The sequence below is a fragment of the Actinopolymorpha sp. NPDC004070 genome (assembly GCF_040610475.1).
Taxonomy (GTDB): domain Bacteria; phylum Actinomycetota; class Actinomycetes; order Propionibacteriales; family Actinopolymorphaceae; genus Actinopolymorpha.
The window spans coordinates 58242-73240 of record NZ_JBEXMJ010000016.1 but is presented as its reverse complement, the minus strand read 5'-3'; the positions used below and the strand labels follow the sequence as shown (position 1 = coordinate 73240).

Below are 14999 nucleotides of genomic sequence, written 5' to 3'. Positions count from 1 at the left end.
GGGGAGACTAGCCCACCGGCTCCGGCACCGTCTCGTTCCGCACCGAGCGCAACGCGCGAGCCCAGCTGAGGAGCTCGTCGAGCATGGTCGTGAGGCTTGCCTCGTGCCGAGGATCGGGCCGGAACTCGCTCATGTTCACGAAGTCGTTCCACAGTGACAACGTGACCTGTGGTCCGACGTCGGCCACCTTCAGATGCGCCATCACCTGGCGGAGCTGTTCGACGGCGCGGATCCCGCCGTCGGCGCCGTACCCGACGAAGCCGGCGGCCTTGTGGTTCCACTCCGCGTACACGAAGTCGAGAGCCGTCTTCAGGACGCCGGGCATCGAGTGGTTGTACTCCGGCGTGACGAAGACGAAGGCGTCGAGGCCGCGGATCGTCTCCGCCCAGCGCCGCGTGTGCTGGAGGGCGTACTGCCCCGCCGCGGCCGGAACGATCTCGTCCAGGTGCGGCAGGTCGAAGGCCGCCAGGTCGAGGAGCTCGTACTCCCCGCCGCCGTGAGCGCTTGCGACCTCCTGCACCCAGCGGCCCACGGCTTCGCCGTTCCGCCCGGGCCGGGTGCTTCCGATGATGATTCCCACTCTGGTCATGGGTTCGACCGTACGGACCACGGGGAAGACGTCCCATGCGTGAAAGTCTCGTGGCCATACTCGAGCGTCTTCGTGACCAGGTCCGGGGCAGACGGAGATACGCTGACGGGCGTGGACGCGCTCAGCCAGTTGGTCGCCACGATGCGGACGGGAGAACCCGCGTCGTATCTGATCACCCACCGCGCTCCCTGGCGCCGCTCGTACTCACCCGTCCAGGGATCGGGGATTCACGTGATCCTGCAGGGATCCGCCGTCCTGCTCCCGTCCGGGGCGGAGCCGGTCGCGCTCGGCGTCGGCGACGTGGTGTTCACACCGCGGGGCGCCGGACACGCGCTGGCCGACAGCGCCACGACTCCCCTCTCCGGCGCCGACACCGCCTCGGACACCGCCGCGGACACCGCCGCCGACGGCGACGGCTTGACCACCGTGCTCCTCTGCGGGGCGTACGGGCTGGACCGTTCACGGGCCCATCCGATGCTGCTGGAGCTGCCGGAGTACGTTCACCTGCCGGCCAGGCTGGGTCACCATCCTTCGCTGCGCGCGGCCATCGACCTCCTCGGCCGGGAGGTGCAGGACCAGCGGCCCGGAACCGACGCGGCGATACCCGCGCTGCTCGACATGCTGCTGCTTTTCGTCCTTCGGGCGTGGACGGAGGATCAGGACTGCGACGAGGGCACCGGATGGGCAGCCGCGCTCAGGGATCGCCCTGTCAGTACGGCACTGTCGGCCATTCATCGCAACCCCGGTCGTCCCTGGACCGTCGAGAGCCTCGGCGCCGAGGCGGGACTGTCCCGGGCCGCGTTCGCCCGCCGGTTCGCCACCCTCGTCGGGCAACCGCCACTGGCGTACCTCACCTGGTGGCGGCTGACCACCGCCGCCCGGCTGCTCCGCGAGACCGACAGCTCGCTGCACTCGGTGGCCCAGCGGGTGGGCTACGCCTCGGAGTTCGCGTTCGCCAACGCGTTCAAGCGGGAGTTCGGAACCGCGCCAGGGGCCTACCGACGGCGCGGGTGAGGCTCGTTCTAGCGGGGCAGCTCGGTGTGGGAGGGCACCTGGTTGCCGGCGATGGATGCCCGCTCGGCCTCGGTCAGCCCCGCCGCCGCGAGGATCCTCTGCACCATGTCGGTCTTGAGCCGGCCGTACTCGTCGGTGTCGGCGGCGCGGGCGCCGGCAGCCCGCTTGACGGTGGAGTACTCCTCGCGCAGCGAGGCGTCCGACCGCAGCACCTCGCGCAGGGCCAGGTGGTTGCGCAACGACAGGCTGCCGTCCACGATCACGTAGGTGTGGGTGCCGGACAGCCGTTCGGGCGCTCTGAACGCCCACCGCTGCGGGATCCCCAGCTCCCCCAGCGGCACGAATCCGAGCGACACCAGGACCTCGCTCGCCGCGTCCACGTGCGCCTCGCCGACGATGATGTCGCAGTCGATGACGGGCTTGGCGGCCAGGCCGGGGACGGACGTGCTGCCGACGTGCTCGATGGCGACGACCGGAACACCGGCCGCCGCCATCGCCGCTTCGTACTCGTCCCGCAGCGCCGCGAAGCGCCCCGGCCAGGCGGGGTCGTACTCCGCGACAGTGATCACCGCACCACTGTAGGAGTCACGGCACCGCGACGACCTGGCCCGCCGCCTCCCGGGCGTCCGGCCAGGCGTGGGGATCCCTGCCGTGGAAGCGGATCGCATCGCCCACGCCGGTACGCCGGACCAGCAGGGCACCATCCCTGACCCCGGCGAGTTCGCAGGTGGACCAGGCCAGGACGCCGTCCTCGGTGCGTACGTTCAGCGGCAGCATCCGCCCGGAGCGGGCCGGGAGGTGAACCGGCGCACCGTCGAACAACGGGCCCGACGCGTCGCTGACGACGACGGCCTGGTCCACCGGGCCGACGTTGATCAGGTGCAGCAGCCGCTGGCCGTGTCCGTCCACTGTGGACGTCACCACGATCCCGGGCGCGGCGGCGTCGTGGGTGTAGCGCGGCCGGACCCCCAGGCGTGCCAGCAGCGCTCGCCAGAAGTCGAGGTCGCAGATGTAGTCGCAGGCCAGCACCAGGGCGTGCCCGCGACCCGCGCGCACCTCCACCGCGACCGGGTTGCCGGTCGTGACGTCCCGGACGAACACCTCGGCATCCTCGCCCGGCACCAGGTGTTGCATGACACCGACCCGGACCTCCGCGTGCGCGGTGGTCCAGTCCTCGGCCCGGACGGAGGGGAACACGCGCTCGTTCCCGTTGACGATCTCACCGCCGGTCACGCCGAGCGCGTCGCCGAGGATCGTGCAGGCGGAGCCGTCGGTGTCGCGGGTCGGCAGCAGTCCGGCCAGCAGCAGGCGCCCGCCGGCGAGTACGAAGTCCGCGAGCCGCTGCTGGACGGAGGCAGCCAGGGTCGACCCGCTGGTCAGCACGATCGCCCGCCCTGCCGCCTTACTGCCGGCGGGGTCGGCGTCAAGGTCGGCTTGCAGGTCGACGGCCGGGAAGGAGAACCCGCCCAGCAGCATCGCCCGGGCGACGACGTCCCGAGACCCCATGCCGCGGAACCGCTCCAGTTCGGCCACGACCTTCCGGCGGGCGTCGTCGCCGGGGTGGCAGTACTCCGTGAGGTAGTGGTCGGGTACGAACGCCAGCGCCAGGTCGTCGTACTCCTCGTCCATGTCGGCGAGCAGGTGCCCGGCTCCACGCACCGCGGTCACGGTGTCGCGCAGCACCGGGTACGACGGGTTGGGCACACCCTCGGGGCCGATCGGCGCGGTGAACCCGTGCCGCTCGCCGGTGAAGGCGATCCGGTCGTTGCCGTCGCCGACCGCCTCCTCCAGCGGCGGGTTGTGGCCGCCGGCGAAGAGGTAGTAGTTGACCAGCCGGTTGGCCTGGGCGACGCACAGCCGGGTCTTCAGGTCCAGCGCCTCCGGTGGAACCTGCCGGCTGAGGTCCTCGCCGTAGTCGCCGAGTCCGGACTCGAACTCCAGCGAGGTCAGCGGCTGGTCCTCGTCGTGCGCCGCCGCCATGAAGGCGTTCATCACGTAGAGGTCGGCGACGTTCTCCACCGTCAGGTCGCCCAGGTAGTGGTCCGAACCCGACGTCAACCGCGGCTTGCCGCGGTAGGAGGGATAGAGCTGACTGATTCCGATCGGGTACGTCCGGCCACGCCCGCCGCCGGTGCCGTGGAGGTTGATCAGGAACGGCACGTCGGTGAGCCCGTGCGACTCCGCACTGTCGCGCAGGTGGGTGACGTAGCGGTCGTAACGGTCGCGGTGGTACTCCGACAGGTCGTGGTGCAGCGCGAGCGAACCCCGCGCCGGGGAGCGCACACCGTCCCGCCAGGCCGGCACGTCGTCCGGGTCCAGTCCGTAGCGCGTACGCACGCCGTCGCTCCCCCAGCGCTTCGCCGACCAGGCGGCGAAGTCGGCCAACGTCTGGTCGGTGAGCTCCGGGGTGTTGCTGACCCAGGACAACATGCCGATCTCGTTGTCCAACTGGACCGCGGCGACCGGGCCGCCGCGGCTCACCTGGCGTTCGGCGAGCACGGGCATGATCTCGGCGTACCAGCGGTCGACCTCGGTGAGGAAGCCTGGCGCGAGGTAGTCGACCGTCCGGGTGGTTCCGGGCCTGCCGTCCCAGCCGACGGGGAGGATCTCCGGGTGCTCGCGGTAGACGCGGTACGGAATGCCCTCGTTCTTCAGCTCGGCCATCACGAACGGCCCGGGCCGGGCGATCACCAGCAGGTCGCGCTCGGCCGCGAGGTCCAGGAAGCCAACCAGGTCACGGTATTCGCTGGTGTGCCCGCGCAGGTCGACGTCGCCGTCGGGGCGTTCGTGCACCAGCCACGGCATGTAGCTCGCCACCGCCGTGCAGCCGGCCTCGGTCAGCCGGTCCAGGCGGTCGGCCCAGTCGCGGCGGTGCAGCCGGAAGTAGTGCACCTCCCCGGCGAACACCAGTTCGGGCCTGCCGTTCACCAGCAGTCTGCGCCGGCTGAGCCGGACGCTCTCCACAGCAGTCATGGTCACACCTCGATCAGGGCAGCACCGGGCTGCGGCAGGTCGAACTCGAGCACCAGCACGCCGTCCTCGAAGTGCCCGGCCACCTTGTCCGGCGCCAGCGCGTCGACCTCGGCGAGCTGCTTCCACTGCGTGTCGGTCGGCCAGTCCCCCACGCCGAGGCGTTCGGCCAGCACCGAGATGTCGCCGTGCTCACGGTCCAGCCGGGTCAGGGTGGCCGGACGCACACCTTCTGCACCGGCGCCGTCCAGACCGGCCACCTCCAGCCGGACCCGCCGGTCCAGGCCCGCGCCGCCGCTCGCCTTGCGCTGGTCCAGGGTGTGGTTCCACACCAGGACCGACAGCGAGCCGTCGTCCCGGCGGCCGACCCAGCTCTGCACCAGGCCACCGGCGCCGTCACCGCCGACCGTGGTGGGGAGCTCGGTGTCGCCGAGCCGGGACAGCAGGTACAGCGCGTGGTAGCGAGCCTTCGCCAGGCCGCCCACGGTGAGCAGGCCGAAGCCGCCGTGCAGCAACCTGGGCGGCCTGCCCAGCTCCTCGAAGTGGTCGGAGGCGACCCAGTACGACAGCGCGTCCAGACGTCCCGCCGACGAGCGCATCCCCTGCAGCAGGAACATCGCCGAGGACGCGGAGTCGTTCACCGGGTTGAAGTGGGTCGGGGTGACGCCCCACTCGGTCCAGAGGATCTTCGCGTCCTCACGCCCGAACCGCGCCAGCGTCGGGCGCAGGTCGAGCGGCGGGCTGCCGTAGGTGTGCGTCGAGACGAAGTCCAGCGGGGCGCCGGACTCGGCGACGTGTGCCAGGAGTTCGTCCACCCAGCCCGCGGCAGCCGAGGAGGGCCCGCCGACCACCAGCTGGCTGTCGACGGCCTTCACGGCGAACGCCGTCACGTCGTACAGGTGCATCCACTCCTGGCGGGTCCCGGACCAGAACACCTCGAGGTTCGCCTCGTTCCAGACCTCGAACTCCCACCGGCGGACCTCCTCGATGCCGTACCGCTCGACCAGGTGCGTCACGAGCGCGTGCACCAGGTCGCCCCAGCGCTGCCAGTCCTTCGGCGGGGAGATGATCGCGCCGTACTCGAACACCGTCTTGTCCGGGTCACTGGCCAGGTCGCTGGGCATGAAGCCGATCTCCACCACCGGGCGCAGGCCGATGCCGAGGATCGCGTCGTACACCTCGTCGACCTCTGCGAAGTCGTACACCGGCTCGCCGTCGACCTCGCGGTAGACGCCGAGGTCGTCGTGCAGGATGGCGTGCGCGCGGACCGAGGTCACCCCGATCTCGTCGGCCACCCGGCGCAGCGCCGCGAACAGCTCGGTGCCGATCTCGCGGCCGCCGGAGGTGTCGGTGCACAGCAGCTGACTGAGCCGCTCGCTGCCGATCATCGGCTGCCACGGCTTGGGCAGGGTGGACCCGGCTGCGCCGGCGTCCGTGGCCAGGGTGACCGTGTGCAGGGCACCGCCCGGCACCTCGGAGGTGGCAGCGACGGCGGCACCGAGCTCACCGGCCGTGGTGACCTCCGGGACGGACGCGACCGCGTAGTGGTAGGTCGCGCCGGGTTCACCGCTGGTGTCGACGTACCACGTGTCGGGCACCGAGAGCACGTCACCACCGAGGTGGTCGACGGGGGTGAACGGACCCTCGGCAGCGTCGGCGCGGTGCACGAGGTAGCCGACGGCTCCCTCGACGGGCCGCCAGCGCAGGGTCACCTGGCCGACGCCCGACTCGGCCACCAGCCCGCCGGGAGGGGGGAGCTGGGGAGGCTCGGTCGCACGACTGCTGTCCGACCGGGTGGAGATGCGCGCCTCCCAGTCGGCACGGGCCTCGGCCATGGGCTTGCTCACGTCAATTGCTCCTTGCTGCCACGCTTGAATGAGTTGCCACGCCTGCACGAACGACTACCTGCGGGCGGAGCGGGTGTCGGGCGACGGGATCGCCTCCAGCAGCCGCCTCGTGTAGGCGTCCTTGGGGTTACGGATGACCTCCAGCGAAGGCCCGGACTCCACCACCTGTCCCTGGCTGAGGACGATGACCTCGTCGGAGAGCATCCGGGCACTCAGCAGGTCGTGGGTGATGTAGAGAATGCCGACGTTGCTGTCCTGCACGAGCCTGTTCAGCAGCTCGAGGATCTCGGCCCGGATGGAGACGTCGAGGCTGGAGATGGGCTCGTCGGCCACGATCAGCTCCGGTTCCACCGCGAGCGCCCGGGCGATGACCACCCGCTGACGCTGGCCTCCGGACAGTTCGTACGCGAAGCGGTTGATGTATCGCTCCGGTGGGTTGAGGGCAACGGTCTCGAGGAGTTCGAGAACCCGCTCGCGGGCCACCTGGCCCTTGATTCCCTTGTAGTTCGCCAGTGGTCGGCTGAGGGTGTAGCCGAGCGTCTTGGCCGGGTTGAGCGAGGAGTACGGGTCCTGGAAGACCATCTGCACGTGGCTGCGGTAGTCGCGCAGGCTCCGGCCACGGAACTTCGCGACCTCCCGGGCTCCCTCCTCGCCGTGGAAGACGATCCGCCCGGCGGTGGGGGTGTCGACACCGGTGATCATCGAGGCGAGAGTGGACTTTCCGCTTCCGCTCTGCCCGACGAGCGCGGCGACCTCACCGCGGCGCAGTTCGAACGACACGTCCTGGACGGCCTGCACCCGATGGACCTTCAGTCCGCGCCGGCGCTCGAACACCTTGGCGACGTTCTCCACCGACAGCAGGACATCTCCGCGCAGGGCCGCCTTGGACTCCTCCGAGGTCTTGACGAACTTCGGCCCGGCGAAGGTTCGGGTCGGTGGGCCGACCTCCTCCGCACCGTCCCCGCCGAGGCGTTGCAGCGCGGACACGTGGCAGGCGGCCCGTGCCGAACCGATCTGGAACAGCGGTGGGTCGACGGTCACGCAGCGCTCGATGCGCTCGGGGCACCGGGGGGCGAAGTTGCACCCGACCGGCCGCCGGCTGAGGTCCGGCGGTCGCCCGGGAACGTAGGTGATCTGCACCGTCTCCGCGCGCGGGTCGCCGTAGGAGCCCAACAGCCCTTTGGAATAAGGGTGCAGCGGATCGCGCAGGATCGACTCGGCTCCCTGCGCCTCGACGATCCGGCCGGCGTACATGACGAGAATCCGGTCCGACAGGTTGAGGACGGTGCCGATGTCGTGGCTGATGAACAGCACCGCGAACCCCTGCTCCCGTTGGAGCCGGCGTACGTTTTCCAGAATCTCGTGCTGGACCACGACATCCAGGCCGGTGGTCGGCTCGTCCAGCAGGACGAACCTCGGCTCGATCGCGAGTGCCATGGCGAGGTTGACACGTTGCTTCATCCCGCCGGAGAGCTCGTGCGGGTAGGCGTTGACGAACTTCGGGTCGATGATGACCATCTCGAAGAGTTCGCGGACCCGCCTGGTGACCGCCTCACCGCGAAGCTTCGTGTGGTACTCGATGACGTCGCGGAACTGCGCCTCGATCCGGGTGACCGGGTTCAGGGAGTTCATCGACGACTGGAACACCGTGGAGACGTCCCGCCACCGCGTCGGCCGGAGCTCGTCCTGCGTGAGGTGGGTGATGTCGGTGCCGTTGAAGAGGATCGACCCGTCGGAGATCCGTCCCGGACGTTCCAGCAACCGCAGCAGCGCCATGCCCAGCGTCGTCTTGCCACTCCCCGACTCACCGATCAGGCCGACGAACTCACCGTCCCCGATCGAGAACGTCACGTCCTGGACCGCTGTCAACGGCTGGCTGCGCTTCGGCTCGTAGCGGACCGACAGGTGCTGAATGTCGAGCAGGGGCATGTCAGTCCTCCCTCAGGTGGGGGTTGCTGAGCAGGTCGACGCCGAAGTTCACGAAGCACATGGCGGTGATGAGGATCGCCAGCAGCAGACCTGGCGCGAATACCCAGATGAACAACCCCTGCGCGATCGCGCCCTGGGCGTTGCTCTGGTAGAGCATCGTTCCCCACGACACCTGGTTGTTGTCGCCGAGGCCGAGAACCGCCAGCCCTGCTTCGGCGCCGATCGCACCGGTCGCCGCGCCGACGAAGCTCGCCGCGACGAGCGACGTCATGTTCGGCATGATCTCGCGGAAGACGATCCGCAACGTTCCTTCCCCGGAGAACTTCGCCGCCGTGACGAAGTCGCGGTTTCGCAACGTGATGATCTGCGCCCGTTTCGCCCGGGCGGCACCCGCCCACGACGTGATCGCGATGACGAAGATGATCAGCGTCACTCCGCGCGTCGACGAGTAGGCGACGAGCGTGATGATCAACGGCAGCACGGGGATGACCAGGGCGACGTTGGTGACGAAGGTCAGCACGTCGTCCAGCCACGTTCCCTCGGCGTACCCGGAGATCATGCCGACCACCAGGGCGATCACCGTGGCGATCAGTCCCCCGAAGAGGCCCACGATCAGTGAGACCCGGGTGCCGTAGACGAGCTGGGAGGCGACGTCCTGGCCGTTGGTGGTGGTGCCGAGCCAGTTCGTCCCGCTCGGCCCCATCAGCGGGGTGAACGAGGAGTCGGTCGGGTCGTGCGGCGCGATCAACGGGGCGAACACCGCGACCAGGATGAAGATCCCGACCGTGATGACGCCGACGCGGGCCTTCTTGCTGCTCCAGATGACCGAGTACCACGACTCGGGCCGCTCGGTGGAGGCCTCCTTGGCCGTGCCCTCCGGGTCGACCTCGATGTTCTTCGCCTGATCCGGAGCGCCGGCGGGAGTGAATCCCGATGTTGTCATCGTTCGGCCCTCCTGGCCCGCGGATCGAGAACTCCGTAGAGCAGGTCTGCGATGAGGTTGGCGATGAGGACGCCGGTCGTCGTCAGGAGCATCAGGGTCTGCAGCAGCGGATAGTCCTTGTTCGCCACCGCTTCACCCATCAGCCGGCCGAGACCGGGATAGTCGAACGCCGTCTCCACCAGGATCGCCCCACCGAGCAGACCACCGAGCGCAAGCGCGAACCCGGTGACGCTCGGCAGCAACGCGTTGCGCGCGGCGTACCGCAACGCGACGGTGCGGTCGGGCAGCCCCTTCGCCTTGGCGAGCCGGATGTAGTCCTCGCCGAGGTTCATGATCATCGTGTTGCGCATGCCGAGGATCCACCCGATCGGGGTGACGATCATCAGCGCGACCGCTGGCAGGAACGCGTGCGACACCGCGTCGTACACGAACCCGAGGTTCCACCCCGGTGTCGACTGGGAGTACCCACCTGAGGTCGGGAACCAGCCCAGGGAGTACGCGAACACGTACAGCAGCAACAGCGCGATCCAGAACGGCTGCAGCGTCCCGACGAACGTCGAACCCAACGTGACGATCGAGTCGAACCTGGAGTTGCGCCGCCAGGCCGCGTAGGCGCCGAGCATCACACCGATGACGAACGACAGGATCTGGGTGCACGCCACGAGGACGAGCGTCCACCACAGCCCCTGCCCGATGACGTCGGTGACCTTGTACGGGAAGTACGTGTACGAGATGCCGAAGTCGCCGTGGGCCAGGTGACCCATGTACTCCCAGTACTGGCTCCACAGGGAACCGTGCGGCGTCCCGAGCATCGCGCGCATCGCCCGGACCTGAGCCAGGTTGAGCTGTGCGTTCTTGCCCGCCAGCTTCTGGACCATGAGCTCTGCCGGATCCCCCGGCTGAAGCCGGGGGATCAGGAAGTTGAGCGTGACGACGGCCCAGAGTGTGAGCAGGAAGAAGCCGATCTTGCGAAGGAAGTACTTCATCTCCGCATCACCCTCCGCATCACCAGCCTCGTGTGTACGGCCACTACTTGGCCGGCGTGAGGTTGGTCATGATGAGCAGGATGGCGTCCTGCGGGTTGGCGTACGGGTCCTTCTCCGTCGGCCAGCCGACCGCCTTGTCGGTGCGGTAGATGCCCCGGGCCGGTGCGTACAGGATGGGCATGACGGGGTACTGCGTCATCATCGTCTTGGCCAGCACGCCGACCTGCTTCTTCACCGCGGCGGGGCCGGTCGTGGCCTGCAGTGACTTGACGGCCTGGTCGACGGCCGGGTCGGAGAACCGCTCGACGTTGCCCCTGACCTCGCTCTTGGTCGGGATCTGCGCGGTCTCCAGGGTCGCGCCCAGACCGTTGGCGTAGTCACATCCGGAGCCGACGAAGTTGATCATCATGTCGAACTGCCCGGTCTTCTTGGCGAGATCCACCGTGTCCGGAGGCGACTTGACCTCCTTGACGTTCAGGCCGAGCTTGCGGAACGACGCGGTGATCGAGTCGGCCATCGCCTCGTAGTCGATCCAGCCCGCCTGCACCGAGAACTTGATGGTCAGCGGAGAGCCGTCCTTGTTGGTGCGGAAACCGTCCGCGCCCTTCTTGTAGCCGGCCGCGTCGAGGAGCTTCCCGGCCTTCGCGAGGTCCAACGGGAGCGTGGTGTTCTCCGCGGTGTACGGCTCGGGCAGCATCGACTCGCGGTTCGGCATGACGAGCCCGGACTGGCTGGCCACGTGCATCATGTTGTAGGTCGCCTTGAGCGTGGCGTCCTGCTTGTTGATGGCGTACGCCATCGCCTCGCGGAACTTCACGTCGTTGAACGGCGCCTTCTTCAGGTTCGGCGCCAGCGCGGTGATGCCGTTGGGTGCGTACCAGACGTGGTTCAGCTTCGGGTTGGAGGAGACGAACGCCTTGCGCGGGTTGGGAATCTCACCGCTGTAGAAGTCCAGCTTCCCGGACCGCAGCTGCAGCAGCGCCTGGGTGGCGTCCGGCTGTCCCTCGAGGACGAGCTTCGAGACCTTCACCTTGCTCGCCTGCCAGTAGTCGGCTCGGCGTACGAGCTCGAGCCGGCGACCGTTGAAGCTGCCGACCTTGAACGGGCCGGTTCCGTTCGGGTTCTTGTCGATGTACTTCGTGGGGTCACCCACCGAGGCGTACTTCTTCTCGGGGAGGATCTTCTGGCTGATGATCCCCTGGAACTTCGGAACAGCGGCACCGCTGAACTGGAAGGTGACCTTGTCGCCCTGGGCGGTCACCGAGGTCGCGTGCGCACCGAACGTGTCGTTCCACACGCCGGCGAGGTCCATGGCGGGGTACCGCTTGGTGAGGTTGAAGGTGAACGCCACGTCCCTGGCGGTGAGCTCGGAACCGTCGGCGAACTTCACGCCCTTGCGGATCGTGAAGATCAGCTTGTCCGAGCCCTCCCATTTGTAGTCTGTCGCGAGCCATTGAGTGACCTTGCAGTCGAGCGAGTTCTGCATCATGAGCGGCTCGTACAGCCAGGTCTGCGTCGCCGGCTTGGCCGAGTACGGGTTGTAGTTGACGAGGCTGCCGACCGACGCGTCGACCTCCGCGGGCAGGTTGAGCACGGGGATCATCCCGCTCTTGCCGCCACCGCCGCCGCCGGACGCGGCGTCCTTGGCGCTTCCGGCGCAGCCCGGCAGAAGCAGCAGTGAGGCAGCCGCTCCGGTGACCAGTATCTTCCTCAACAACATGTACACCGCTCCTCATGAATGCCGGCGAACCCTCGGGTCCGGGCAGTCTCCGGTCTTGCGGATCACCTTTTCTGGTCCAACTGCACCCCGCGGCAGCCGACTCCACCCGGCCGGCCAGCAACTGGCCGCGGGTGTTGCATCAGGTAGTACGGAAGAGCTTCGAGAACCTCTTATTTCGCTGACGGATCGTCCACGCCACAGCCGCAGCTGCCGCGTATGACGACCTGCGTTTCGAGGACACGATCCAGCGAGACGTCGAGATCACCCTCGACGTGCCGCAACAGCTGACGCGCGGTTTCCGCGCCGAGTTCACGCATGGGTTGATGAACTGTGGTGAGGCCCGACGCGGCGAGCCCCGCCATGGAGATGTCGTCGAATCCGGTGACCGCGACGTCCTCCGGCACCCGCACCCCGCGGTCCATGAGCGCGACCACGGCGCCGAGCGCGATCTCGTCGTTGGCGCAGACGATCGCGTCCGGGAGTTCCTTCTCGTCGAGCAGCCGGCTCACGGCGATGAAACCGTGCGACTGCGCGAGTCCGACGCGGATCGGTTCGTCCGGTGGTTCGACACCGAGTCGCCGATGTGCCTGCAGGAAGCCCTGCCAACGGTAGGTTGCGTCGGATGAGCCGTCGGGATTGCCGACGAAGACCAGCCGGCCGTAGCCGTGATCGGACAGCAGGTGCGTGGTGAGCCGCGCCATCGCCGCCAGATTTTCCGTACGAACCGTCGGAACGCCCACCAGCGGACCGCCGGCGAGCAGCACCACCCGCTCACCCCGGTCGGCGAGCCGGCGAACCGCATCCTCGGGGATGACGTCACCCATCACCGCGAGGCCGTCGACCCGGTCCGCCATGTCCAGAACCATGTCGACCGACTGGCGCAGGAAGTGCGTGCCCATGATGTGCACGCTCACCTGCGCGTTGACGGCCTCCTCCTCGAAGCCGTTGATGACGTCGGAGTAGTACGGTCCCGACAGGCCGGGGAAGACGATTCCGAGGGCTCCGTGCCGCCGGTTGACGAGGGCACGGCCGAAGTGACTCGGGCGAAAGTTGTGCCGGTCGATCGCGTCCTGCACCTTCTTGCGGGTCGCCGGTGAGACCTGGCCGACCCCCCGCGCCACGCGGGACACGGTCGCGATGGAGACGCCCGCGTCTCGCGCGATCTCGTGCAGGGTCGACCCTTTGCCCATGTGCGTGCGGTCCCGTCCTGAGTGCTGCCGTTGCGGTAAACGTTTGCAGCAATGTGTCGAGAAGGTTAACGACCTCACCTGGATCTGCAACACAGCCGTCCGGGACCGGACAGAGGGTTTGACCGGAGCGTGACCACGCGAACCGGGCATGGGGTAACCCAGTGGTCGTTACTCCGCGGCCTTCGATGCGGATGGAGTGTCACGACACGGTGGCTGGTTCGCCTCGAGAAGGCCCAGATAGTCCAGCGCCCGGTAACCGCAGTCCTGGTCGGTGAGCTGTCCCCCGCGCACGTGCTCGACGAACTCAGCCTCGCCCAGCAGCACTACTTCGGTGAACTCCTCGGGCCCGGGATCAGGTTCGGTAACCCACCGGCAGCCGTCGGCGAACACGAAGTGGCGCTGGATCTGGAAGTTCGCGGCCAGCCACGTGGAGCCGAGGTAGGTCGTGGCCCCGGGCTTGTAGCCGGTCTCCTCCAGTAGTTCGCGCACGCCCGCCTCGACGACGTCCTCTCCCGGGTCGACGTGCCCGCCGGGGACCTCCAGCAGCAACCGGCCCGGCCCGGCGCGAAACTGCCGCGCGAGGACGAACCGCCCGTCGGTCGTACGCGCGACCACGGCGACGGTGTGCCCTCCGGTCAGGACGTCCCAGTCCGAGCGACGTCCGTCGGGAAGCACGTACGTCCTGCGTGAGATCTTCAGCCAGCCGTCGTAGACCGGCCGCTGTGACTCAAGCACCCACTCGTCCATCCGGCAGAACCTACCCGCCGCCCCGATCACCCCCGCGGCACGGTGACCGATCCTGGAAAGGTCGCCGTCGGAGGGATCCGAGTGCTGGTACGACTGATCGATGATCATGACGAGGTTGCGCGCGCGTCGGTGCGCCTGGATGACGTTCCTGCTTGCCGTGCTGGTCACGCTTGCCGCGCCCGTCGCGAACGCGGCGGCACCCGCGCCCGTCGCGAACGCGGCGGCACCCGCGACCTCGCAACGCCCGCAGTCATACGAGCTGCTGCAGATGAACCTCTGCCTGTCCGGGATTGCCGGCTGCTATGCGGGTACGCAGTATCCGGCCGTCGTGGACGAGGCGATCGGCAAGATCCGCGCGAACGCTCCGGACGTCGCCACCCTGGTCGAGACGTGCAGCGGCGACGCTCAGCGCATCGCCGACGAGACCGGTTACCACCTGGCGTTCGGTGCCGTGATCTACAAGGGCGCACAGCTGCCGTGCGTGAAGCCCACCGGCCGCGGCGTCTACGGGATCACCGTCCTCACCCGCCGGCCGATCGCCTCGGTGGACGACGCGCCGTACCAGGCACAGAACGGCAACGAGCAGCGCCGCCGGGTCTGTGCCACCACCGTCGACGGGCAGACCGCCTGCGTCACACACCTCGCGGTCCGCGACGTCGACCCCGCCGGTCCGAACTCGGCGGCGAACGACGGCCAGTGTGCGGAGTTCGGGGAACTGCTCGCTCGCTACGCCTCCACCGGCAGGCCCGTGATCGCCGCCGGGGACATGAACCGGCAGACCAGCTGCGCCCCGGTCGGCTTCTGGAGCCGCCAGGACAGCGCGGCTTCGCAGAGCCCCGGCATTCAGCACGCGTACGGCACGTACCGCTGGTTCCACCGTCCCGTCGCCACCACGCCGCCGATGACGTACTCCGACCACGACGCGCTCCTGGTCACCTCGCTGTTCAGCTGACCGGACACTCACCCCTCCGCACTCCGGCAAGTTACCGTTGACGGGACGTTTCCATTGTGGGTAAGGGGTTTCCGGCCAGAGTTAGCCGATCTTGTCGGGTAGAATCGAACGC

The 14999-nt window shown here is 68.6% G+C and carries 12 protein-coding genes; 2 read left to right on the top strand and 10 right to left on the bottom strand.

Translation table 11 applies throughout. The features are described 5' to 3' along the window. Positions 1–7: 7 nt before the first annotated feature. Positions 8–589, bottom strand: coding sequence for an NAD(P)H-dependent oxidoreductase (locus tag ABZV93_RS25315; RefSeq protein ID WP_354940569.1), 582 nt, complete (start codon positions 587–589; stop codon positions 8–10). Positions 590–700: 111 nt separating this feature from the next. Between ABZV93_RS25315 and ABZV93_RS25310 the strand changes: the two genes are divergently transcribed. Continuing rightward, entirely contained in the window at positions 701–1603 is a 903-nt protein-coding gene (locus ABZV93_RS25310; RefSeq protein WP_354940566.1) for an AraC family transcriptional regulator, read from the top strand. 8 nt (positions 1604–1611) lie between these two features. Here the strand turns inward: ABZV93_RS25310 and ABZV93_RS25305 are convergent, their stop codons facing one another. From ABZV93_RS25305 to ABZV93_RS25265, 9 genes are all read right to left on the bottom strand, one after another. Further along, positions 1612–2172, bottom strand: coding sequence for a GrpB family protein (locus tag ABZV93_RS25305; RefSeq protein ID WP_354940563.1), 561 nt, complete (start codon positions 2170–2172; stop codon positions 1612–1614). A 16-nt stretch (positions 2173–2188) separates the two neighbouring features. After that, the gene (locus tag ABZV93_RS25300; RefSeq protein ID WP_354940560.1) at positions 2189–4576 is read right to left on the bottom strand and encodes a beta-galactosidase; all 2388 of its coding nucleotides are present in this window, start codon (positions 4574–4576) and stop codon (positions 2189–2191) included. A gap of 2 nt (positions 4577–4578) precedes the next feature. Continuing rightward, complete coding sequence (locus ABZV93_RS25295; RefSeq protein WP_354940558.1) at positions 4579–6420, bottom strand: xylan 1,4-beta-xylosidase; 1842 nt, start codon at positions 6418–6420, stop codon at positions 4579–4581. A gap of 54 nt (positions 6421–6474) precedes the next feature. Continuing rightward, a complete protein-coding gene (locus ABZV93_RS25290) occupies positions 6475–8349 on the bottom strand; it encodes an ABC transporter ATP-binding protein (protein ID WP_354940555.1) in 1875 nt (624 codons plus the stop codon). 1 nt (position 8350) lies between these two features. Then, positions 8351–9292 carry an ABC transporter permease gene (locus ABZV93_RS25285; RefSeq protein WP_354940552.1) on the bottom strand — a complete coding sequence of 314 codons (942 nt, stop codon included), beginning with the start codon at positions 9290–9292 and terminating at the stop codon, positions 8351–8353. After that, positions 9289–10278 carry an ABC transporter permease gene (locus ABZV93_RS25280; protein ID WP_354940549.1) on the bottom strand — a complete coding sequence of 330 codons (990 nt, stop codon included), beginning with the start codon at positions 10276–10278 and terminating at the stop codon, positions 9289–9291. The genes ABZV93_RS25285 and ABZV93_RS25280 overlap by 4 nt, the downstream gene beginning before the upstream one ends. Positions 10279–10321: 43 nt before the next feature. After that, positions 10322–11998 (bottom strand): ABC transporter substrate-binding protein, encoded by a 1677-nt coding sequence (locus tag ABZV93_RS25275; protein WP_354940546.1) that lies wholly within the window; start codon positions 11996–11998, stop codon positions 10322–10324. 170 nt (positions 11999–12168) lie between these two features. After that, entirely contained in the window at positions 12169–13278 is a 1110-nt protein-coding gene (locus tag ABZV93_RS25270) for a LacI family DNA-binding transcriptional regulator (protein WP_354940543.1), read from the bottom strand. A gap of 78 nt (positions 13279–13356) precedes the next feature. Next, positions 13357–13935, bottom strand: a complete 579-nt coding sequence (locus ABZV93_RS25265) for an NUDIX hydrolase (protein WP_354940540.1) — start codon at positions 13933–13935, stop codon at positions 13357–13359. A gap of 139 nt (positions 13936–14074) precedes the next feature. Here ABZV93_RS25265 and ABZV93_RS25260 point away from each other — a divergent pair, with 139 nt between their 5' ends. Beyond that, the gene (locus ABZV93_RS25260) at positions 14075–14887 is read left to right on the top strand and encodes an endonuclease/exonuclease/phosphatase family protein (RefSeq protein WP_354940537.1); all 813 of its coding nucleotides are present in this window, start codon (positions 14075–14077) and stop codon (positions 14885–14887) included. Positions 14888–14999: the final 112 nt, after the last annotated feature.

Bases quoted from the DNA above. Each gene is read 5' to 3' on its own strand.
- ABZV93_RS25315 (WP_354940569.1), bottom strand. From the start codon at position 589: ATGACCAGAGTGGGAATCATCATCGGAAGCACCCGGCCCGGGCGGAAC.
- ABZV93_RS25300 (WP_354940560.1), bottom strand. From the start codon at position 4,576: ATGACTGCTGTGGAGAGCGTCCGGCTCAGCCGGCGCAGACTGCTGGTG.
- ABZV93_RS25290 (WP_354940555.1), bottom strand. From the start codon at position 8,349: ATGCCCCTGCTCGACATTCAGCACCTGTCGGTCCGCTACGAGCCGAAG.
- ABZV93_RS25285 (WP_354940552.1), bottom strand. From the start codon at position 9,292: ATGACAACATCGGGATTCACTCCCGCCGGCGCTCCGGATCAGGCGAAG.
- ABZV93_RS25280 (WP_354940549.1), bottom strand. From the start codon at position 10,278: ATGAAGTACTTCCTTCGCAAGATCGGCTTCTTCCTGCTCACACTCTGG.
- ABZV93_RS25275 (WP_354940546.1), bottom strand. From the start codon at position 11,998: ATGTTGTTGAGGAAGATACTGGTCACCGGAGCGGCTGCCTCACTGCTG.
- ABZV93_RS25265 (WP_354940540.1), bottom strand. From the start codon at position 13,935: ATGGACGAGTGGGTGCTTGAGTCACAGCGGCCGGTCTACGACGGCTGG.
- ABZV93_RS25260 (WP_354940537.1), top strand. From the start codon at position 14,075: ATGACGTTCCTGCTTGCCGTGCTGGTCACGCTTGCCGCGCCCGTCGCG.